At 41.6% G+C, this 23769-nt stretch carries 18 protein-coding genes and 1 tRNA gene; 16 read left to right on the top strand and 3 right to left on the bottom strand.

All coding sequences use genetic code 11. From position 1 onward, the window contains the following. Positions 1–319: 319 nt before the first annotated feature. A complete protein-coding gene (locus tag V7K31_RS28350) occupies positions 320–817 on the bottom strand; it encodes an HNH endonuclease (protein WP_069070622.1) in 498 nt (165 codons plus the stop codon). Positions 818–1121: 304 nt separating this feature from the next. Between V7K31_RS28350 and alr the strand changes: the two genes are divergently transcribed. From alr to V7K31_RS28415, 13 genes are all read left to right on the top strand, one after another. Continuing rightward, a complete protein-coding gene (alr, locus tag V7K31_RS28355; RefSeq protein WP_335099127.1) occupies positions 1122–2309 on the top strand; it encodes an alanine racemase in 1188 nt (395 codons plus the stop codon). 126 nt (positions 2310–2435) lie between these two features. Continuing rightward, a tRNA-Leu gene (locus V7K31_RS28360) sits at positions 2436–2517 on the top strand. Positions 2518–3889: 1372 nt separating this feature from the next. Next, on the top strand, positions 3890–4957 hold the full coding sequence (locus tag V7K31_RS28365; protein ID WP_335099129.1) for a response regulator: 1068 nt from the start codon (positions 3890–3892) through the stop codon (positions 4955–4957). 80 nt (positions 4958–5037) lie between these two features. Next, positions 5038–5403, top strand: coding sequence for a four helix bundle protein (locus tag V7K31_RS28370; protein WP_335099132.1), 366 nt, complete (start codon positions 5038–5040; stop codon positions 5401–5403). A 55-nt stretch (positions 5404–5458) separates the two neighbouring features. Continuing rightward, on the top strand, positions 5459–5836 hold the full coding sequence (locus tag V7K31_RS28375) for a response regulator (protein ID WP_335099135.1): 378 nt from the start codon (positions 5459–5461) through the stop codon (positions 5834–5836). A 4-nt stretch (positions 5837–5840) separates the two neighbouring features. Then, positions 5841–6338 (top strand): chemotaxis protein CheW, encoded by a 498-nt coding sequence (locus V7K31_RS28380; protein ID WP_335099137.1) that lies wholly within the window; start codon positions 5841–5843, stop codon positions 6336–6338. Positions 6339–6400: 62 nt separating this feature from the next. After that, positions 6401–9253, top strand: coding sequence for a methyl-accepting chemotaxis protein (locus tag V7K31_RS28385; RefSeq protein WP_335099139.1), 2853 nt, complete (start codon positions 6401–6403; stop codon positions 9251–9253). 207 nt (positions 9254–9460) lie between these two features. Continuing rightward, entirely contained in the window at positions 9461–12505 is a 3045-nt protein-coding gene (locus V7K31_RS28390; RefSeq protein ID WP_335099142.1) for a hybrid sensor histidine kinase/response regulator, read from the top strand. A 424-nt stretch (positions 12506–12929) separates the two neighbouring features. After that, positions 12930–13370 (top strand): hypothetical protein, encoded by a 441-nt coding sequence (locus V7K31_RS28395; protein ID WP_334948603.1) that lies wholly within the window; start codon positions 12930–12932, stop codon positions 13368–13370. Positions 13371–13475: 105 nt separating this feature from the next. Then, positions 13476–16379, top strand: coding sequence for an NACHT domain-containing protein (locus V7K31_RS28400; protein WP_335099145.1), 2904 nt, complete (start codon positions 13476–13478; stop codon positions 16377–16379). A 720-nt stretch (positions 16380–17099) separates the two neighbouring features. Continuing rightward, complete coding sequence (locus tag V7K31_RS28405; RefSeq protein ID WP_335099147.1) at positions 17100–17408, top strand: hypothetical protein; 309 nt, start codon at positions 17100–17102, stop codon at positions 17406–17408. Between the two features lie 264 nt (positions 17409–17672). Then, on the top strand, positions 17673–18119 hold the full coding sequence (locus tag V7K31_RS28410; protein ID WP_335099149.1) for a DUF29 domain-containing protein: 447 nt from the start codon (positions 17673–17675) through the stop codon (positions 18117–18119). A 274-nt stretch (positions 18120–18393) separates the two neighbouring features. Continuing rightward, a complete protein-coding gene (locus tag V7K31_RS28415; protein WP_335099151.1) occupies positions 18394–19305 on the top strand; it encodes a hypothetical protein in 912 nt (303 codons plus the stop codon). 235 nt (positions 19306–19540) lie between these two features. Here V7K31_RS28415 and V7K31_RS28420 read toward each other — a convergent pair whose 3' ends face one another. After that, positions 19541–19825, bottom strand: a complete 285-nt coding sequence (locus tag V7K31_RS28420) for a DUF427 domain-containing protein (protein ID WP_335099153.1) — start codon at positions 19823–19825, stop codon at positions 19541–19543. Positions 19826–20119: 294 nt separating this feature from the next. Between V7K31_RS28420 and V7K31_RS28425 the strand changes: the two genes are divergently transcribed. The 3 genes from V7K31_RS28425 (at position 20120) to V7K31_RS28435 (ending at position 22849) form a co-directional block, all read left to right on the top strand. Then, positions 20120–21274, top strand: a complete 1155-nt coding sequence (locus V7K31_RS28425; RefSeq protein WP_335099155.1) for a KamA family radical SAM protein — start codon at positions 20120–20122, stop codon at positions 21272–21274. A gap of 111 nt (positions 21275–21385) precedes the next feature. Further along, a complete protein-coding gene (locus V7K31_RS28430; protein ID WP_335099157.1) occupies positions 21386–21757 on the top strand; it encodes an SET domain-containing protein in 372 nt (123 codons plus the stop codon). Between the two features lie 102 nt (positions 21758–21859). Then, entirely contained in the window at positions 21860–22849 is a 990-nt protein-coding gene (locus V7K31_RS28435) for a D-alanine--D-alanine ligase family protein (RefSeq protein WP_335099160.1), read from the top strand. A 131-nt stretch (positions 22850–22980) separates the two neighbouring features. Here V7K31_RS28435 and V7K31_RS28440 read toward each other — a convergent pair. After that, the coding region (locus V7K31_RS28440; RefSeq protein WP_335099162.1) for an RNA-guided endonuclease InsQ/TnpB family protein at positions 22981–23769 on the bottom strand (789 nt) is incomplete at its 5' end.

The raw sequence follows: 23769 nt of genomic DNA on the forward strand, positions 1-23769 counted from the left end.
CACTGGACTTATAACCTTTATAGACACACTAGATGGGTGTTGACACACGACTAACAGCACCTCTGGAGTTTGTAACAAGACTTAAACTTTAGTTCAAGGCTCTTAGAGGTTGGTGGAACTGACATTTGCCTGGATTTATGCAGACTACTGTGTTGGTTTCTGCCGAAAAATGTGCATCACAATGTCTGAACAAACCTGATCCAACAGACAATTTGTGAACGCAAATGTGTCCAACACAGCTTTAGCGAGACTCTAAAACTAAGCACAAACGCCAACCTGTGACTATTTCTTGATGATTTTAGGATTAGGTTAAGTTATGTCAAAGACCTATAACATACTTTTGCCACTCTGTGTGCAGTCCACTCTTAAGATGTTTACTGACCTCAAAATAGAGGCTGCTATAAGGTTGGCGGGGGGGATGACGCAAAGGCATATGAGCTTCATGGGGAGTGCGACTGCCTTTTTTGACATTGCAACGGACACAAGCGGTAACAATGTTCTCCCAGGTATCGCCGCCGCCGCGCGATCGCGGTATTACATGGTCTAGGGTCAACTCATCCCCTGTGTAACCACAGTATTGACAGGCATGACCATCACGGTGCAATATGTTTCGGCGAGTCAGAGGAATTTCTTTATAAGGAACACGTACATAATGACGCAACCGGATCACGGTCGGCAACGGAAAATCCGAATAAAGGAATTTGCCGTTGTGTTCCACGCGTTCTGCTTTGCCCTTGATTAAAAGAACCACAGCGCGACGCCAGCTCGTTATATTGAGAGGTTCGTAAGAGGCGTTTAAGACTAAAACTTTCCCCATTATCTACGCTCAGGGTATGAGTTTTAAAGTATGTTAACACAAATACACCCTGCTAGGGAGATGAGAATAAATTATACTTTCGGGATAAGTTAGAAATTAAGTTATGAGTTGAGAGTTAGAAGTTATTTTCTCTGTTCCCTGCTCCCTTTCAAACAAAACTCTTAACTTTTTCTTTAGTAACTGATGCTGTTGTATCAATTGCAATATGAAAATTAAACTTCCTATTTAATCTGATCTCGCTTTTAGGAGCGTGTATAGATAGATAATTTGGAAGTTTAGCCAGGTGGGATAGGAGTCAGTACAAATGTTAAGTCATAAACAAACCCCAAGTTTTGCTGATAGTCAGGAGTGTGATACCTACGCTTGGTTCTCGCAACGAGCCTGGGTAGAAATTGATTTAGGGGCGTTGTCGTACAATGTACAGCAACTGGTGCAGTTTTTATCGCCGCGTACCCAGTTGATGGCAGTAGTAAAAGCTGATGCTTATGGACATGGAGCGGTAACAGTCGCCCAAACTGTCATCCAATCGGGAGCTAGTTGGCTGGGAGTCGCTACAGTTCCAGAAGCGATTCAATTGCGAGAAGGCGGGATTCAAGCCCCCATTTTGATTTTAGGGGCAACTCATACAGCAGAGCAAATTCATGCGATCGCACACTGGAAACTTCAGCCCACACTCTGTAGCCCTAAACAAGCTCTGGTATTTTCCGACACCTTAGAAGCGATGAACTATGGTTCTTCTATACCCGTACACATCAAATTAGACACGGGAATGTCCAGGTTGGGGACTAATTGGCAGCAAGCTGGGGAATTTGTGCAATTAGTGCAACGCTTACCACATCTTGAGATAGCCAGTATTTATTCCCATTTGGCAACAGCAGATGATCCTGATACTACGGTAATGGAAGAACAGCATAAACGATTTGAGGAAGCGATCGCCCAAATCAAAGCAATGGGAATTCAACCGCCCTGCTTGCACTTGGCAAACTCAGCAGCTGCACTCACAGATCGGGCATTGCACTACGATATTGTGCGAGTCGGTTTAGCCGTTTACGGACTTTACCCAGCAACCCATTTACAAAATGCGATCGATCTCAAGCCCGTTTTGCAACTTAAAGCACGAGTCACCCAAGTTAAAACTATTGCCCCAGGAACAGCTGTTAGTTACGGACATCAATTTATTGCCCCGCGTGAACTTCGCCTCGCCGTGGTGGGAATTGGCTATGCTGACGGTGTTCCTCGCAGTCTTTCCAACAAAATGCAGGCGTTAATTCGCGGTCGGCGAGTGTCGCAAATCGGGACAATTACAATGGATCAATTGATGCTGGATGTGAGTGCTATACCTAATATCCAAGAAGGAGAAGTAGTCACCTTACTAGGGGAACAGGGAAAAGAACAAATTTCAGCAGACGATTGGGCAGAACAACTAAACACTATTTCTTGGGAAATCCTCTGCGGGTTCAAGCATCGTCTGCCTCGTGTTGCAGTCATGTAATTGGGCAGGGGCATTGGGCATTGGGCAAAGAGGAAAGACTTGCTACAACTTCTCCCATATTCTCCATTCCCTATTCCCCATTTCCCTTTCCATAAATAATTTCTTATGGTATGATAGTAAACTGATGCGGATATGGCGAAATTGGCAGACGCGCTAGATTTAGGTTCTAGTTCCGAAAGGAGTGAAGGTTCAAGTCCTTTTATCCGCACTTTTAACGTATCGCGGAAGTCCCCATCTTCAAGATACTCCTAATATGGGGATTGTGAGCGGGCAATGAGGATTGCATCTAGAATTGATTTTTACTCTTCGTTTAAAATCAATTCTAGATGTATGACAAATTCCCAGGATTTTCTGGTAATAGAGTTAAGTCTTGACCATCAATGCCACAAGCGAAAACCACGAGCTTTTAGGTACATGTCGCAAGAGAAAGATTTGGGTCTTGGCAACCAGGACTCCTGACAAGAGGAGGGAATGTCAGACCAAAAAAACTACGGAGTAATTGATGGCTATTCCCGATGAATTGGGAGAGCTACGACTTCATCCTTGGGCAAGTCTGAGTAGTTCACAAAATTGAATTGCCTTATCTAGGCTGATACTGACACTTGAGTTAAAACTTCAGGGATAGTACCAGCCTATTTAAGTATTTAGGACTTACGCAAAATATCTCTCAAACTCTGATTTCTCTGTGTCCTCTGCGCCTCTGTGGTTCGTTATTCCGTAACTTGTGCGTAAGTCCTAGTATTGTCTAAGTAAAATGCCGCAAGTCTTGAGGCGGCAGCCCCCATGTTAGGCATTCCCAGTCAGAGACTCTTGACGAGACAATCTCTAAAAGCTAGTTATAGAGTGGTTTTTACGTTAAGTTGACACCAATGAACAATGTTGTGCCCTTACAATAATCTGTACAGAGGAGCTTGTTGCAATCTGCTACAAACATCCTCTAAAAAACGTGGATTTAATAATCTAAAATTCCCGTAGGTAGGGTGTGTTACGTCCCTAACGCAGCATTCCGAGTGCTTTTGGTCGCGTACTGTCGGTGGTAAAAAAACATCCTACAAAAGATAAGTTTACATTCTGTATAAACTACGCTTTTAAGTGTGAATATTAAAAAATAAATTTATTTTTGTCAATAAATCAGTATTATTCCTGTGGTCAATTTGAAGTTAATCGATGCAAAGTGGCTTCAGATAGTCTTTAAGCAAGTAAGGACTAGACTTTTCTTAAGTGTAAATACAGAAGTTAAAATATATTAAGCTCTACAAAATCAGTATTATTCCTGTGGTCAGATCGGGGTTACTCAATGGAAAGTGGCTTCATCTACTCTTGGCATTTTTATGTCTTATTCTCGAAAGATGTTTATAAATCTTAGTAAGAGTAAATAAATTAATCACAATTTACGAATTTACTAAGATTTGCTCGTCTAAAAATAACGCATACTGTCGTTGAATTTCACCACAAAGCTAGATGAAAACTGATGTACTTTAAAATACAAACCCTTGATGCCTTTTACTTGATTTCAATTGTGGAATAACTCTGCACGAATTTAGGTTACACGTATTGAATTTAGCTGAAGTAAAAGCAAAATGAGCACAACTCCTATAGGTAGCTACAGGTTGTTCCAGAAACTACATCCGCTATCTCTGTTGGCACAATTAACTAGCCGCCATGCTACAGGTTGCTTAAGGGTATTTACTGGGATAGTTTCTTGGTCAATCTATCTAGAGGACGGTAAACTTACTTATGCCTCCTATTCAGATAAACTATTTGAGCGCCTTGACAGTCACTTGCGACGCTTGAATCAGCAAATTCCTGCTCTCAACAGCGCCACTCGTATGCAGATGCGGCTGATGTTTGAGACGAAGAATGAACATCAATCAATACCAAATGCGGATTACCAAGCTATTTGTTGGTTAGTAAATCAGGACTATATCACCTCTGTGCAAGCAGCAAGCCTGATAGACGAATTGGCAAAAGAAGTGCTGGAATCGTTTCTGTGTTTAAAAGAAGGTAGCTATGAATTCAGTCTAGAAAGCTCTTTGGATGAACTACCAAAATTCTGTCGCCTGGATTTGCGGTTACTTGTTGAACATTGTCAAAAGCAGTTACGAAATCGGCAAAATATCCAGTCATCAATTCCGGCTGGTGGGGGTTCCCAAGTTTTGTCTACAACACAACCGTCTCAAGTTCAGCCACAGCTGCAAATAAAACTTGGGCAAAAATTGCTGAGAACAATCAATCTTGATATTCCTGATAATAATAAAACTACTCAGCCAATTGTGGGCAAAAAACTATATACAATTGCCTGCATTGATGATAGCCAAACAGTTTTGAATTCCATTAAACACTTTTTGGATGAAAATACATTTTCAGTTGTGATGATCAACGATCCGGTAAAAGCTTTAATGCAAATTCTTCGGAGTAAGCCCGATCTGATTTTGCTAGATGTTGAAATGCCAAGTTTAGATGGCTACGAGTTATGTTCTTTATTGCGAAAACATTCAGCTTTTAAAAATACACCTATTATTATGGTAACAGGTAGAACAGGATTTATCGACAGGGCAAGGGCTAAGATCGTCAGATCATCAGGATATTTGACCAAGCCTTTTACACAATCAGAATTGCTAAAAATGGTTTATAAGCATCTTGGTTAATTCAGAATTCAGGAGTCAGAATTCAGGAGTTAGAATTCAGGAGTTAGAATTCAGGAGTTAGAATTCAGGAGTCAGAATAAATGAGACAGCCAGCGAAGACATTTCAAGATTTGATAGTTTGGCAGAAAGCACATCAATTTATTTTATTAGTGTACCCATTTACTGCTCACTTTCCTAAATCAGAAATATATGGGCTTACCTCTCAATTTAGACGGGCAGGAATTTCTATAGCAGCAAATATAGCGGAAGGATTTAAGAAAAAAGGATTAGCAGATAAAGTACGTTTTTTTAACATTGCACAAGGTTCTTTGGAAGAATGTCGTTATTATCTCATTCTTTCAAATGACTTAGAATATGGTGATACTTCAGGATTAACACTTCAACTTGAGGAAGTTAGTAAGCTACTAACAAGCTATGCTAAGTCCATTCTGAATTCTGATTCCTGACTCCTGAATTCTTATAACAAAATATGTTTAATTTATTTTTTTAGGAGATTTAATAGTGAGCCTGACTTTGCTTGGCACAATTATGATTGTAGAAGATTCTCCCAGTGAATTGGAATTAATGAGCCATTATCTTAAAGAGAGTGGTTACAAGGTAATTAAAACTTCTGGTGGAAAAGAAGCTTTAGAAAAAGCTGTGTTAGAAAAACCAGATGCGATCGTTACTGATGTAGTGATGCCAGAAATGAGTGGATTTGAATTGTGTCGCTCTCTGAGAAGAAATCCGATTACTGCAAAAGTACCGATTGTGATTTGTAGTTCCAAAAATCAAGAAATTGACCGTTTGTGGGCGATGAGACAAGGTGCAGATGCTTATATAACTAAACCTTACACCCGCGAACATCTCCTACGTACTATTAAATCAGTGGTAATTTGAATCAATGACTAGTACAAACATTACTCTTTCTTCAAAAGCAACCCAAAATAACTTAGCAGATGGTTATCTGAAGTTTCAGCTAAATCAACAAACTACTGCTGTTTTATCAATGATGCATACCCAAGAAGCAATTATTGTGCCTGTTGAATCTATCACCTCAATGCCCAATATGCCTCCCTGCATATTAGGTTTAATGAATTGGCGGAGTCGGATAATTTGGGTAGTTGATTTACCAAGAATGCTCAATTTAGAATCTCTAGATTATCGAGTGCGACAGTACAATACGATCGTTATCCGAGTGGAATCATTGGTGTTGGGCTTAGTTGTGCAAGAAATAAAAGGTACAACCAAGTTTATAGCTGATGCTATTCATTCTCCTATCGGACAAGTAGCATCAAGTTTAGTTCCTTATTTATGTGGGTGCGTTGTGCAACAGCAAGAAATATTACTGATATTAGATGCAGAGGCAATTGTCCAGTCTTCTATTCTCCGCAGTGATTAGGGTCTACTACTAAAAAAAAGATTTTTAGTGTTCTTATTCACATAGTTAGGAGAACTACTTTTATGTTTAATAAAACCAACACGAATCAAGGTAATAGCGCTCAAAATCGAGCCTCATTGATTTCATCTCAAAAAGGCATTGGGACTGTAGTAAAGCCACCAAGTAAGCTGACTACTGGAACTGGTAAGAATTCTTCTTTGAATCAGGGTATTGCCTATTTTACAAGGCTGGGATTGGTTAAGAAAGCGACTATTTTAGCGATCGCAATCGGTACAATACCAGTATTGGTCATCGGCGCGATCGCTTTTAGCTTTGCCAACAAATCAATTACTAAGCAAATTACTCAATCTCAACAAGCCGAAGCTAGTGGTTTAAGTGATAAAGTTAACCGTTTCATGTTGGAACGCTACGGCGATATTCAGGTAATATCAAGTTTGCCATTTTTGACAAGTCCCCAAGCTAGTGTCAGTACGACTACTCAAGAAAAGCAAGCAGTCCTAAATCGTGTTGTTGAAGCTTATAAAGCTTATGACAGCGTTGCTGTTTTTAATCGCCAAGGTAACTTGATTGTGCAATCTAGAGGCGAACCCCTGAACAATCAAAAAGACCGTACCTATTTTCAAGATGCTTTACAAAAAGATGCGCCGATCATCAGTAAACCAGAAGCAGCAAAAAATACTGGTGTAATGAGTATTTATATAGCTGCACCCGTGAAAGAGATAAGGACAGGGCAAACTATTGGCGTGGTACAAGCACGTATGCCCGTAAAATCTTTAGAGGAAGTAATCAAAAACTACGTAGCCAATGGGCAACAATATTATTTGCTCGATGCTTCGGGAACAGTTTTCTTGAGTTCACAAAAGGAATTTTTGGGGAAACAGGCAAAGGAAGAGTATTCTAGTTTACCTAAACTGCTAGCAGCCAAGAAGGTAGATAGTTTTATAGAAGTACCCAAAACTGACAAAAAACAAGAATTAGTTAGCTACGTACCATCTAGTAAGTTAGATGGCTTGCCTGATTTAAACTGGCAGGTACTTTTATCTACAGATACCGCAATTGTATTTGAGCCGCAAAGACAATTATTGTGGACTATAGCCATCGGCACAGCACTGACAGCATTTATTGTGGGTGCGATCGCATCTCGGTTAGCTAAACTGACTACACAGCCAATTCTGAATGCAAGTGCGGCATTAGCAAAGCTAGGTCAAGGTAAATTTAATATCCGTCTGGAAATCGAAACAGAAGACGAATTAGGGTTATTGAGTGCAAATATCAACCAGATGGCCGAACAATTGCAGGTCTTAGTTAAGGAACAAGAACTCGATGTTGAAGGGGTAAAATTACTGGCAGATATTACCCTACGAATTCGGCGAATTCTCAAAACTGAAGATATCTATCACGCAGCAGTGAAAGAAGTTGAGCGATCGCTAAAAACAGACCGGGTAATCATTTATAATCTGAATCCAAAGACTTGGGATGGCGTTGTCGTTGCGGAATCGGTAACTGATAATTGGCCGAAAATGCTCGGTGTGCAAATTGACGATCGCTATTTTCGGGAACGCTATATAGAAACTTATCACGATGGACAGGTGCAAGCGATCGGCGGAGTCCTTGCCGAAGGCATCGCCAATATTTATCAAGACCAAAGCCTGAAAAATGCCGACAGTTACATCCAACTTTTAGAAAAATTTGCTGTCAAAGCTAGTTTGATCGTACCGATTTTTGCCCAAGAACAACTTTTAGGCTTATTAATTGCTCATCATTGCGAAGCTCCTCGTGTTTGGCAACAGCCAGAAATTGACTTGTTTCAACAGATAGCAACTCAAATCGGTTATGCCTTAGAACAAGCCAAGTTATTAGAAGAGATCGAAAAATCTAGAAATGTTGGCATAATCGGGTCAGACGAAGAACGGCAACAAAAAGAAACACTGCAACAGCAACTTTTAGAACTGCTCAGTGATGTCGAAGGTGCAGCCAGAGGCGACTTGACAGTGCGTGCAGACGTGACTCCTGGGGAAATAGGCACTGTTGCCGACTTTTTCAACTCCATTGTGGAAAGTCTGCGAGATATTGTTACCCAAGTTAAAAAAGCTGCTATCCAGGTGAATACTGCCATTGGCTCTAACGAAGGAGCCATCCGTGACTTAGCAGAAGAAGCACTCACACAAGCTGCCGAAATCAACCGCACCCTTGATGCTGTTGACCAAATGACCCAATCCATGCAAGCTGTAGCCCAAAGTGCCGAAAAAGCTGCCTTCATTGCCAACCATGCTACTCACACCGCTACCAAGAGTGGACACGCGATGGATTTGACAGTCCAAAATATCCTGTCTTTGCGGGAAACCGTTGGTGAAACTGCTAAAAAAGTGAAACGTTTAGGAGAGTCTTCTCAACAAATTTCTCGCGTGGTTTCCTTGATTAACCAAATTGCCATCCAAACCAACTTACTCGCCATCAACGCTGGCATTGAAGCAGCGCGTGCAGGTGAAGAAGGTCAAGGTTTTGCCGTAGTTGCTGAAGAAGTCGGTGAATTAGCAGTACGCAGTGCCGCAGCAACCCAAGAAATTGAACAAATTGTTGAAAATATCCAACGAGAAACCAGTGAAGTGGTGCAGGCGATGGAAATAGGCACCACCCAAGTACTAGAAGGTACTCAGATTGTGGAGGAAGCTAAACAAAGTCTGAGTGAAATTTTGGATGTATCCCGTCAAATTGACTCCTTAGTACAGTCGATTTCCAGTGCAACTGCATCTCAGGTAGAAACATCGCAAAGTGTTAGCCAATTGATGAAAGATATTGCTGCTGTATCAAAGCGTACCAGCGATTCTTCTCGCCAAGTTTCTGAATCTCTGCAACAAACTGTGGAGATTTCCCAGCAGTTGCAAGAAACTGTGGAGACTTTTAAGGTTAGTTAAGTTTGTCATTTGTTATTTGTCCGTTGTCATTTGTCCTTTGTCCTTTTATTAATGACCAATGACCAATATAGCGTTTCCTAATCACATAAGGTATATCATAGCCCCCTCCTCGCTTGCGGGGAGGGGGTTGGGGGTGGGGTTCAGTACCTCATTCAACCGAGAACCGCTATAACCAATAACCAATAACCAATAACTAAGGAAAAAACTATGTTAGAAGACAAAGAATTAGAAATCCAGATGCAGTTTCTGGAAGAAGCAACTGATTACTTAAATACTCTAGAAGGGGTATTGCTGGAAATCGATACTACTAACCGCATCGATTTAGATAAAATTAATGCTGCACTCCGGGCGACTCATTCTATCAAAGGTGGCGCGGGGATGATGGGATTTAGATCGCTAAGTGATTTAGCTCACCGTCTGGAAGATTCTTTTAAAGTTTTAAAAACTAAAAAAAATTCTCTTGAAATTGATACTCAGTTGCAAAGTTTATTGCTATCTGGAGTTGACTGGCTGCGTCAGATTGTCGAATTGCTTGCAGAAGGAAATGTTGTTGAAGATCAGTGGTTAGAAACCTTTTGTTATCCCATTTTTGATGAGTTGCACGATCGCTTGGGCGACCCCAACCCGGAGGATGCCTCAACCATGCTATCCCCAGAAGATGGACAAAACGTTATCCCCTTGCTATTTGGAACAGAAGTAGAAGAGTGTTTGCAGCGTCTAGAATCTATATTGGCAGATAGCGAACAGCCCGGATTACATGAAGAAGTTGTGATGATGGCATCGGAATTGGGCGGTTTAGGGGAAATGCTCCAGTTGGCAGCTTTTACCAAGCTTTGTGAGTCAGTAACGCAGCAATTGGAAATTGTTAGCAACGATCGCATTCCCGAAATTGCCGAGTTAGCATTGCAAGCATGGCGGCGATCGCAAGCTTTGATACTGACAAATCAACTAGATAATTTGCCTACAGAACTCGACTTGGGTAGTTATACGCAATCACAGCCACTATTACAAGCAGAAGTAATACCACAATTTATCGCCACAGATACAGCTGATATAGAAGTAGAGTCAACATCTGTTTGGCAACCAAAAATAACTCCAGAAACTTGGACTAAAGAGGAAGCGTTGGCGCAGCCCACCGCAGGTATCGCAGCTAATTTTACATTTGTGGATGCAGAAGTTACAAATGACGTAAATGCTATCAATGTCACCGAGCAAAATACAATATTTGCTAGAGAAAATAATCCTCCAGATGCCAGATTTAGCGAAAGCAAAGTCGAGCCAGTTAGCGTTGGCAAAGAGCGGGATATTCATGAAAATAGTGTCCGAGTTCCTAGCAAACAATTAGAGCAAATTAATGATTTATTTGGCGAGCTGATTGTTCAGAGGAATGGTTTAAACTCGCAACTAGAAAAATTACGCAAACTCGTTCGTAACCTCAACCAGCGAGTCCAAGTTCTCGACCGAGAAAACCAGGAACTACGTACAGCCTGCAAGAAAATTTCTCCTCAAGCTGCCTTGTCTGCTGGGGTGCATTTGCAAACTGAAAATGGCCACCAAACACAAGGTACAGATAGCAAATTTGATGCTTTAGAGATGGATCGCTATCACGAATTAAACCTGCGATCGCAGGAAGTTATGGAAACCATTGTTCAGGTACAGGAAGTCACAACTGATGTGCAACTCAGTGTAGATGATACAGACCAAATTGCTCGGAAACTAAACAAAACATCGAAACAGTTACAGACCAAATTAAATCATATTCGGATGCGGCCTCTGTCCGATTTAATCGAACGTTTTCCTAGAGCTTTGCGTGATTTAAATGTAGAGTATGGGAAAAATGTCCAGTTAAAAATTGAAGGTGGTAACACTTTAATTGAACGCAGCATTTTAGAAGCATTAAACGAACCTTTAATGCACCTGTTAAGGAATGCCTTCGATCATGGTATCGAAGATTCAGCCACCCGCCGTCTTTTGGGTAAACCAGAACAAGGATTAATTGAAATTAAAGCTATTCACCGCAGTAATCGCACCCTGATTACCATACGTGATGATGGTTGGGGCATTTCTCTGGAGAAAATTCGCATCCGTGCCCTAGCTATGGGATTGGATGCTTCTCTACTTGCTAATGCTAGTGATGAAGAACTCTTATCACTAATTTTTGAACCAGGTTTTACCACCTCCGAGCAAGTGACAGCATTATCTGGTCGTGGTGTCGGTATGGATGTAGTTCGCAACAATCTGAAACTGATTCGAGGTGATGTGAAAGTTGATACAGAACCAGGAGTTGGTACTACCTTCACCCTATCAGTACCATTTACACTTTCTGTTGCCCGAGTTCTGCTAGTAGAAATTAACAAAATGGTATTGGCATTTCCCACAGATGTCATTTCAGAAATATCTTTACTCCAAAACGATCAAGTTTTCCAAATGGCAGGTAGTGAAGTTCTAAATTGGCAAGGAACGATGCTGCCACTGATTCGCCTGAATCGTTATTTAGAGTTTAATTGCCTGCGCTACGATAACCCAGAATTGGAAACATCGCCAGCAATTAATACTAGCAGCGTGTTAGTAGTCAAAGGTAATAGTCAGCCAGTAGCAATCCCAATAGACCGTTGCTGGGGTGAACAGGAAGTTGCTATTCGCCAAGTCGAGGGAAATATACCTCTACCTGAAGGCTTCAGTAACTGCACAATTCTCGGTGATGGTCGAGTAGTGCCACTAGTTAATCTCAATGAGTTGCTGTATTGGATTGCTACGAATCGGCAAAGTCCCAAAGGCACTCAATTACCATCAGCAAGGTTAAAGACACCGTTCCTCATATTTGATGAAGACAAAATATCAGCCGCGTCTGTTAAGCAGAAAGGCACAATTTTGATCGTAGATGACTCGATTAATGTTCGTCGCTTTTTAGCTCTGACTCTTGAAAAAGGAGGGTATCAAGTAGAACAAGCTAAAGATGGTCAAGATGCTTTAGAAAAACTCCATAGTGGATTGAGAGTTGAGGCGGTAATTTGCGATATTGAAATGCCTCGCCTAGATGGTTATGGCTTTTTAGGTAAGGTAAATTCAGATGTGGATACAAAAAATATTCCAGTTGCGATGCTGACTTCTCGTAGCAGTAATAAACATCGGCAATTGGCTATGCAATTGGGTGCTAGGGCTTACTTTTCTAAACCTTATAACGAGCAAGAGTTACTCCAAACGCTGGAGGAAATAATTCATCCTGTAGCAGGAAAGGGCGCGTCTAATTAATAACTCATAATCATGTTTCAGATATTTTCGTAGGGTGGGTTACGCCAAAGGCTAACGCACCAGTTTATAACAATTTTAAAAAAGAATGCGACAAACAGACCATTTGTAGAGACGCGATTCATCGCGTCTTTACCCAAGGACGTGTTGCAATCATTAATTGAATTGGTATTAGTATCCTGGCGACTAGAAGTCGCGGCTACACAGACAAAACCCGCCTGTGCGGATTTATATCACAATACGGTTAAGTTAAAGGCTAATGGCAAAAATTTGGTTTTTTGAGACGCGATAAATCGCCGTCTCTACAAGTGTTTTGGTCTTATCTAAACTGTGTTGATTTATATCACTAATAATCGCCTAGCTTTTTCGTGATACTATTTGTGTCAATTGAAACAATTTCTACATAAACTCAATTTGTAGTGAATTTATGGTAACTGTAACGCTGACGGCTGTTGCTACTGCGATCGCAACTACACTTTGGACTAAAGCGCAGGAGAAAATCGGCGCAAATATTGGTGATGCTACATGGACGCTAGGTGGTAAATTAATCGGATTACTCCGCCAGAAGAATAAATCGCCATTACTCACCAGTGCTGTTGAGGGAAATGAACCGCAGCGTTTAGATTATGGTCAAGCAGTGCTGGAGCTGAAAGCAGCAGCAGACGCAGATCCAGAAATTGCTCAAGCTGTTGTGGAAGTGGAAGCAGCAGCAAAAGCAGAACCAAAACTCACTCAAAAAATTCAAGAAATAGAAAATACTCTCAAGTCTCAACAGCCAACTATTCAAAATCTGACGCAGCTAGCAGAAAAAATTGGGGTTGTAAATCAAGGACAGATAACTAACCAAACTAATAACTTGACGTTTTGACTACCGTCGTCCCCAAGGGAGGATGGGACAAAGTTAACTCCCGATCGCTGGCGTGAAGTCTGCCGTGAAATACTGGTAGAACGGCGATCGCTGACTACAAATCCTTTGACATCATCTGAGGGAGTCTCCCTACAAGTTGATGATGTTTATGTACCACTGGGATTAGTTGAGCGCAAAAAACAATCCAAGCCTCAAGGTGATATTTCTCCAGAACAGGGGTCAGAACTGTACAAGGAGACAGAAATCACCAAAACGTTTGAGCATGATGCTTTTCTTGAACAAGTTCTCAAACAGAAGAACACGCCTAAAAGTAAAGGTAAGCGAATTGCAATTATTGGCGAACCAGGTGCAGGAAAAACAACACTTTTACAGCAGATTGCTGATTGGGTATCTCGTGAGATTCACCAGTCCATTGTGATTTGGGCATCTTTAGCAGATTTGCGAGATAAGGAACTAAAATCTTATCTGTTTGACATTTGGTTGACTCAGGTTGCTGAGAAAACAGGTAAAGCTGAAGCCACTAAGCAACTAAAGGATGATTTGGTTACTCTGTTTAATGAAAATAATGTGTGGTTGCTGCTAGATGGGTTAGATGAAATGTCCGCATCGAATCCTTTAACAGAAATTGCCCGACAATTCCGTGAAGCAGGGTTTATTTATCAAGCGCGAATTGTGCTGACCTGTCGGGTTAATCTGTGGGATGGCAGCATTAATGCACTTGATGATTTTGATACCTATCGCAGTTTAGATTTTTCTTATCCACAACAGGTAGAGAGATTTATTGACAAATGGTTCACTGCTATTCCCGAAACTGGGAAGCAGTTATGTACTGCCTTGAAAGAATCAGGTAAAGAACGGATTCAGGATTTAGTGAAAAATCCTCTGCGGTTGACGCTGCTGTGCTTAAATTGGCAATCAGGAGATGGCAAATTACCCCATACTCAAGCGGGACTCTATCAGCAATTTGTTGATGACTTCTACAAGTGGAAAAAAGAGGAATTTGCTATAAACTCTGACCAGCGTCAGCAACTCAATGTCAAATTGGGGGAATTAGCGAAAGCAGCAATAGACAAAGAAGCAACCCGTTTTCGCTTGCGGCAGGATTTTGTTAGTCAGTTCTTGGGAGATGCTGATGATGAAAATTCGCTGCTGAAATTGGCATTAAATCGCGGCTGGCTAAACTGTGTAGGCATAGATACAGATAGAAAACCTGTTTACGCTTTTTTTCATGCCTCATTTCAAGAGTATTTTGCTGCTAAAGCAATTAATCACTGGCATTTCTTTCTCAATCACGTTCCCAAAAAACCCAGTCAAGGAACTTATCGCATCTTTGAACCGCAATGGAGGCAAACAATATTACTTTGGTTAGGGCGAGAAGAAGAAAACCTCAAGCAGCAAAAGCAAGAGTTTATTGATGCTTTAGTTAATTTTAAAGATGGATGTAGTCAGTGGAATAGGAAAGATGTAGGATTTTATGAATATCACGCTTCAGATAAAGGATTTTATGAATATCACGCTTATTCTTTAGCATCTGTGGGAATTGCTGAGTTTAATGATTGTTCTAAAGCAGATGAAATAGTTAAGCAAATTGTTAAGTGGGGGTTTGGTTATTTTGATACTATACAACAAGAGTGGATACAACAACTCTCCTATAGATTTACAGACGAAATTAAGTCAATACTGCAACAGACACACCGTAAAAAAGCGATCGCGGCCTTGGTGCAACTGCTGCAATCAACTAATGTGGATAACTACACCCGTTCACAGGCAGCATCTAGCTTAGGGGAAATTGGCACAGGCAATAAAATTGCGATCGCTACCTTGGTGCAACTGCTGCAATCAAAAGGTGTGTATGACGACACCCATAGGCAGGCAGAAGAAAGCTTAGAGAAAATCGACCCAGGCAATGAAATTGCGATCGCTACCTTGGTGCAACTGCTGCAATTAAAAAATGCGTATGACAACACCTATAGGGAGGCGGCAGAAAGCTTAGGGAAAATCAACCCAGGCAATGAAATTGCGATCACAACCTTGGTGCAACTGCTGCAATCAACTAATGTGGATAATGACACCCGTATGCAGACAGCATCTAGCTTAGGGAAAATCGACCCAGGCAATAAAATTGCAATTGCTACCTTGGTACAACCGCTGCAATCAACATCTGTAGATGACTACACCGGTTGGCAGGCAGCATATAGCTTAGGGCAAATCGGCACTGGCAATGAAACTGCGATCGCCGCCTTGGTGGAACTGCTGCAATCAACAACTGTGGATCGCTACACCCGTAGGCAGGCAGCAGAAAGCTTAGGGAAAATCGGCACTGGCAATGAAACTGCGATCGCTGCTTTGGTGGAACTGCTGCAATCAACAACTGTGGATGACTTCACCCGTAGGCAGGCAGCATCAAGCTTAGGGAAAATCGGCACTGGCAATGAAACTGCGATCGCTGCCTTGGTGGAACTGCTGCAATCAACAACTGTGGATGACTTCACCCGTTGGCAGGCAGCATCAAGCTTAAGGCAAATCGGCATTGGCAATGAAACTGCGACTGTGGATGACTTCACCCGTAGGCAGGCAGCATCAAGTTTAGAGAAAATCTATCCAGGCAATGAAATTGCGATCGCTGCCTTGGTGCAACTGTTGCAATCAACTACTGTAGATGACTCCACCCGTAGGCAGGCAGCATCAAGTTTAGAGAAAATCTATCCAGGCAATGAAATTGCGATCACTGCCTTAGTGCAACTGTTGCAATCAACAACTGTGGATGACGACGCCCGTAGGCAGGCAGCATCAAGTTTAGAGAAAATCATACAAGACAATAACCATCGCTTTGAAGTAGTCAAAACTTTAAGTGGTTATTGGCAATTGAATTATCAGTACTACGATTTAGTCTGGAAATGCGCCCAGAATATGCCTTATCCCGATTTCTATCAAGCTTGGCATCAGCATAATGTTGCTACTCGTATAATGCGAAGCTTTGCAAAAATCCTCTTCACAAGAATAATTTGAGTACTTTTGCAGCAGCAACGTTACAAATAAAGTTCCCGTGATCACAATAGCTTGTCACTCATTACAAAGACAGACGCGGACGTTACGAATGTTTGTCTGTTAGCAACAACAGCTTAAGCATTAATTATAAATCAATACTCATTTGCTGCGATCGCGTACTCATTTGTAGCGATCGCTGTCTCATTCATAAGTAATGCTCAAAATTTAAGCTAACAAATTAACCATTAATTATAAATGGCTACTCATTTGTAGCGATCGCTGCGATCGCGTAATCATCATAACAAATTCTTAAAATTTAAGGTAACAAATTAAGCATTAATTATAAATGGGTACTTCTTTATCGTATTGAAGTACTCCAATATCGTATTAAGGTACTCCTATATCGTTTTGAGGTACTCCTTTATCGTATTGAAGTACTTCTATATCGTATTAAGGTACTCCTATATCGTTTTGAGGTACTCCTTTATCGTAATGGGGTACTTCTATATCGTTTTGAGGTACTTCTTTATTGTAATGGGGTACTTCTATATCGTTTTGAGGTACTCCTTTATCGTTTTGAGGTACTCCTTTATCGTTTTGAGGTACTCCTTTATCGTTTTGAGGTACTCATTTGTTATAAATGCTTGCACTTTATACCAATTCTGTATGAATATGCACATAACACACCCCCCTGTAGTCCCCCCTTGGCAAGGGGGGACGGCATAGCCGGGGGGTAAATATATGCAGCTTCACAAAAAAACGGTATTAGTAACAACAGTTTGTCCATTTGTTACCAAAACAGAAGCGGACGTTAAGAATAAAGTTATTGTCGTTACCACAGCTTGTCCGTTCGTTAACAACACAACTTGTTTGGTTCAGAAAACTTGTCCGTTGGTTAACAACACAACTTGTTTGGTTCAGAAAACTTGTCTGTTGGTTAACAACACAACTTGTTTGGTTCAGAAAACTTGTCCGTTGGTTAACAACACAACTTGTTTGGTTCAGAATGCTGATCTATTTGTGACAAAACTTATGCGATCGTTACCATAGCTTAAGCAAAACTTATCAATCAACGACAAAATATAGCTATTCTTGTTTTGATGCTTACTTGTGCGTGAACTTCGATTGTGCCGTTGTTGACTTTAGCGTTAAAGTGTGTACTTGTAGTCATCGCTTACAAAAGAAAGTTCTAAAAATCGGTCTAAATCTAACAGACAAGCAAGATTTCACAGCCTTGTCCCAATTCTTCAATTATATTTTGTTAAACCCTTGGGTTAAACTATTGCTAAAGCACTCTAAAATTTTTAATTCATTATGACTCAATCACCAATAAAAACTCTCTATGAAACAGACTTTGGATTGTGGATTGAGCAAACTGTCAATAGCTTACAATCCCAAGATTATAGCAATGTAGACTGGCAAAACTTAATTGAGGAGATAGAAGGATTGGGGAAGAGAGATAGACGGGAATTAGAAAGTCGTTTGACAACTTTATTTGAACACGCCTTAAAACGGAATTATGTAAATTTACCAGAATGCTATGGCGGTTGGGAAGCAACAATTAGCCGCACACAACAAGAATTAAGTCGTATTCTCCGAGATTCCCCTAGTCTGCGTAACTATTTTTTAACTATATGTGATGAATGTTATCAAAATGCACATAAAAATATGAGTAAGGAATATGAAACAAAATTTCCTAATGATTGTCCTTTTCCTAATGATGTAGAAACATTATTAAATGAAAGTTTTTGGTGTGATTAAAAACCTGTAGCAGTAGGGTGTGTTACGGCTTTGCTATCACGCACCATGTTACAGCTATTTTCAGGTAAATAGACCACGCGGTAGGGTTCTTGGGGTTTAATAAGTAATCAAGCGGACATCATATTACGCTATCAAGTACGAAATGTAGAGGCAATTCATGAATTGCCCCTACGGTAAATCAAGGCTTTCACTACCTTTTGCGTAAGTCCTGGTATTTATCAACTGTACAAGTGAATTTTTTTATTTTTTGACAAATTAATCAGAGGAGTTTTAGGTGGCAAAAAACAATAGAAAAAAGGCTGTTGCTGAAGCTATTTCCACAGCCATTGCTCTGGGTTTGGTGATAATGCAAGTGGAATCAGCCCAAGCTGCGACTTTGACGGTTAACAATCTTAATGACAGTGGTGTTGGCTCGTTGCGAGACACTATCAACATGGCAACTAGCAATGACGTGGTAGACTTCTTATTGGGAAGTCATCCTAGTACAATTGCCTTGACGAGTGGGGCAATTGCGATCGCTAAAAATCTTACTATCAATGGGCCAGGTGCTAACTTACTTACCATCAGTGGCAATAATCAATTCCCGGTGTTTGACATTAGCGCCGCTAATGTTACACTTTCTGGACTAGCGATCGCTGGTAATTTCAATGCTTACAATTTTAGTAACCTAAAGTTTACCAATAGCACCATCAGCGGCGACAATTTGAAGATAGATATTAATGGTGATAACCTAACGTTTATCAATAGCACCATCAGGGGTAACAATAGTGTGAATATCACTACTAATGCATTGAGCCTGACCGATGGTAGTCAGATAGGGAATCTAAGTAAGACCACCAATAGCGGCGATTTAACTATCTCTATTCCTACGCTAATAATTCCCAATAGCACCAGCAGCAATTCTGGGCAAATCAGCGCTGGTCTAGGAGGTAACATAACTCTTACAAGCCCTGACCTTTTACTCAGAAGAGTACCCAAACCAAGCGCGATCGCTGGTGGTAACATTAATTCAGGAGCAGCAGGCAGTATAACTGTTACAGCAGGCAGTATAACTCTTACAGCCAGTGACGTTGTTTTCATGACAACAGTACCCGAACCAAGTGCGATCGCTGGTAGTATACTTGCTGTTAGTCTGGCTTGGCTGGCGAAGAAAAAGCAAGCAGCATTTAGCAAGGCAAAAGTATAATTACCTCTTAGAATAAATTTGCAAATACTTAAAATACGAAGCCCGCTCAGAGTTCTCTCTGCGCGGGCTAATTATTAGACATCTGGCGAAATGAAATATGCGTTATCCAGAACCCTTGTAGAGACGTAGCAGTGCTACGTCTCTACATTCTTTTTCACCAAATGTCTATTTTATAGGGAATTAGCCGGACATAATATTAATGTCCCTGAAACTAAAATACTTCCAGGAACCTTTATTAAGCCTCAACTTTTACACCGTTCCAGAAGGCAACATAACCCTCAATATTCTTAGCCTTCTCCTTGGCGCTGGGATAGTACCAAGCGGCATCTTTATTGATTTTCCCATCAACGTCAATGCTGTAATAGCTGGCGACACCTTTCCAAGGACAAGTGGTGTGGGTGTTACTTTCTGTGAAGTACTGCTTGTTAATGGTGTCAGCAGGGAAATAATGGTTGCCTTCCACAACTACAGTATTATCACTCTCGGCTAAAACTGCTCCATTCCAAATTGCTTTCGACATAAATGACTTTGTTAATAAACTATACACATAACATTTTGACACTAAGCTGTCGCGTCTTTAATTTTCCAGAGTGTTCTCTTTGCAACAAAGATTCCAGACCATAAAAAGTAGTTATACGCGCGATCGCTTATCAGCTTATTTGTAGTGAATTTATGGAATTTGTGACGCTGACGGGTGTGTTTTTGAGCTATATCTAACACCCGACGTAGTAAGTATACGACCAGATCACCGTCTGAAACGGACATTTTGCGTAATACACATTAGAGTTGGTTTGTACAGTGCGTAAGTCCCAGCATGATCAAAAACACTATTCTAGATCCTCTAGTAACCGATGTTCGGTGTGAAGAAATTTGTCAGATTTTGGGAGAGACTTACAACCAGGAACGCTGGAACGATTGGCACTGGCAAATGCGGCATCGGTTGACTAAGCTGGAACATTTTCAGAGGTTATTAAGGCTTAGTGCTACCGAAGAACAGGGACTTTTAATCGCACCAGAGAAATTTGCTGTAGCCGTAACCCCATACTTTGCATCACTGCTTGATCCAGAAGATCCGCTTTGCCCACTACGGTTACAAGTGATACCACGAGAAGAAGAACTCATAGTTAGTACAGCAGAGATGGTAGATCCATGCGGTGAAGATAATGACACTCCAGTGCCAGGACTTGTACACCGCTACCCTGATCGGGTGTTGCTGATTGCCTTAGACACTTGCGCTGCTTATTGTCGTTACTGCACCCGCTCTCGTTTGGTGAGCCAAGGTGAGATGTACCCAATAACGCGGCGCTTGGATGCAATCATTGCTTACCTAGAGGAACACACCGAGATCCGTGATGTGCTAGTTTCCGGTGGTGATCCTCTGTTGATGTCTGATCAACCTTTAGACAACTTGCTTGGGCGGTTGCGTGCCATTGGGCATATTGAATTTATCCGAATTGGTTCCCGCGTGCCGAGTTTCTTACCGCAGCGAATTACACCGGAACTGGTTGTTTTGCTTCGTAAACATCGCGTGTGGCTGTCTTTGCACTTTTGTCATGTGCGGGAACTTACCCCGGAAGTGGCACAAGCTTGCGATCGCCTAGCTGATGGCGGCATTCCTTTAGGTAGTCAAACTGTGCTGTTAAAAGGTGTGAATGATTCTGAAAAAGCGCTGAAGAACTTATTTCACGGTCTTTTGAAGTTGCGTGTACGACCCTATTACCTTTATCAATGCGATCCAGTTGTTGGTACAGCACATCTGCGAACGAGTGTTCAAACTGGGCTTGATCTAATTTCTAAATTACGTGGTTATACCACTGGCTACGCTGTACCAACCTATGTAATTGATGCCCCTGGCGGCGGTGGTAAAGTCCCAATTCAAGCCGAGACTCTACTTGCCTATGAGAAGGGCACTGCTACACTGCGAAACTGGGCAGGTAATACATACACCTATGTAGATCCAGTGGAGTAGGGCTGATGCCATCTATATGTGAGTTGATCGCCATCATCTTAAAGAGCCAGTTGGGATGGTTTTGTTGGATGATGCAAACCAAAAAACAAAGTAATCGCAGGAGAAGTTGGAATGTTGATTGTGGGCAATACAAACTTAAAAGGTCGAGGTATCTTCGCACAGAAGCGCTTTTTGAAAGGAGAGATCATTGAGACAACGCCAGTTGTTGTCATACCCGCAGAACAGGTTGAATTAATTGATCAAACAGTTTTAAGTAACTATTACTATAATTGGGAAGATAAAGCTGCGGCGATCGCTCTTGGTTTAGTGTCCCTGTTCAACCATTCTTACCATCCCAATACTTACTATGTGAAAAAATTCGCCGAAGGGGAGGTGGAGTATATTGCCTACCGGGATATAGAAGTGGGAGAAGAAATTACTGCTAACTTTAACGGTTCACCTGACGATCTATCTCCTATATGGTTCGATGTCGTTGATGAATAGCTCCGACTCCATTGAAGACTTAGTAATCAAAATTTCTGCAATTAATCTGAGTTGTATATTACAGCTAACAGCGAAAGCTTTCTCACCAGGGATTATAGGACTATGGGATTATTAATTGGTCTGTGTTATGACCTGAAGGCAGACAACCTTAAGGCTGGTTGCAGTGCCTCTGAGGTGATGGAGTTCGACAATGAAGATACTATCATCGGGCTAGAAGCTGCACTATTTCAGTTAGGTCATCAGGTTGAACGTGTCGGCAATGGTAGAGAACTCGCTCTGCGCTTGGCTAAGGGCGATCGCTGGGATCTGGTTTTCAATATTGCTGAGGGTTTGAAGGGTCGCTCTCGTGAAGCCCAAGTCCCGGCAGTCTGTGAATTATTCGCTCAACCCTATACCTTTTCCGATCCGCTCACCTGCGCCTTAACGCTAGACAAGGCGCTTACTAAGATGGTAGTGCGCGATCGCGGTTTCCTGACAGCCCCCTTTGAGGTGGTGAGTACTACCGCAGAAGCAACAGCCGTGTCGCTGCCAATGCCAGTTTTCCTCAAGCCTGTGGCGGAAGGCAGTTCTAAAGGGATAACTGGGCATTCCCTTGTCAAAGAACGTGAGGAGCTAGTAAATACTTATCAATTGTTACGCCAACTATTTCAGCAGTCCGTACTCGTAGAAACCTTTCTTCCCGGTCGAGAAGTAACAATAGGCATTATTGGCAACGGCAGCAACTCACGGGTAGTAGGTGTGATGGAAGTAATTTTTACAGGACAAGCGGAAGCTTTCGCCTATACCACCCTTAATAAAGATGAGTATCTGGAACGGGTATCTTATCGTTTGCTCATAGATCCTGAGCCACTGGCAGCACAGGCAAGGCATCTGGCGCTTGATATTTACCATACTCTTGGTTGCCGTGACGCTGCCCGCGTGGATCTGCGTTGTGATGCTAGCGGTGTGTTGCAGTTTATGGAGGTTAACCCACTGCCAGGGTTAGATTATATCCGCTCAGACCTGGTAATTATGGGACGTTTGGGTGGTGTGACATACACAGAAATCATTGCTGAAATACTTGAGTCTGCATGGCAAAGGTACAAATGTTGATTTAGTCATGAGTGGCAGTTTTTTGGCACTGCTGATTGCGGTATGAAATTGATTGTGAATGGCGATGAAAACCACTCTAGAGACTTGACATGCTCCCCGGCGTAAAACGCACGGGGATTCTAATTCATGGTTCACAGAAATCCGCTTGCTATATCAGGTTTCCCATCAATAGTATTGGTGGTCTTCTCCCCATGCTTTCCATCTTTCGATGCAGATTCCCAATGCCCTTGGGTACTGTTGTTTTGCCACTCAACTCCTAATATTTTCATTCCTTTCTTGAGAATATTAATTGCGGCGTTTGTATCACGACAAATTTCAATTCCGCAGCTAGAACATGAATGAGTTCGGGTGCTGAGTGACTTTTTTACTCTATGTCCACAATTGCTGCAATCCTGAGAAGTATAAGCCGGAGTTACTGCCACAACTGCTTTATCCCAGATTTTCCCGTAGTATTCTAACCATTGAGTGAACTGATACCAACTAGCGTCAGAAATCGACTTAGCTAAGTGGTGGTTCTTGACCATGTTCGCAATCTTCAAATCCTCATAGACTACGACATCGTTAGATGCCACTACGCATCGGGCTTGCTTTATCGCCCAATCTTTACGCTGCCTAGTAATTTTTAGATGAACTCTACCTAATCGCTTCCTGCAAGAGTGATAATTAATTGACTGAGGCTTTTTACCTTTGACAAACTTTTTGCTTAATCGCTTCTGAGCTTTTTTGAGCTTGCGTTCTGACTTTCTGAAAAATTGAGGATAAATGACAGCATTATTATTTTGGTCTTTGGTGAAATATTTTAATCCCAAATCCAACCCAACAACATTGCCTGTATATACCCCCTCTTCCTTACGTTCGGCATCAAAGCAGAATTGCACATGATACCCATCCGCTTTTTTTATTACACGAACACGGTTGAT

Origin of the sequence: Nostoc sp. (assembly GCF_036917675.1) — a bacterium.
GTDB lineage: Bacteria > Cyanobacteriota > Cyanobacteriia > Cyanobacteriales > Nostocaceae > Nostoc.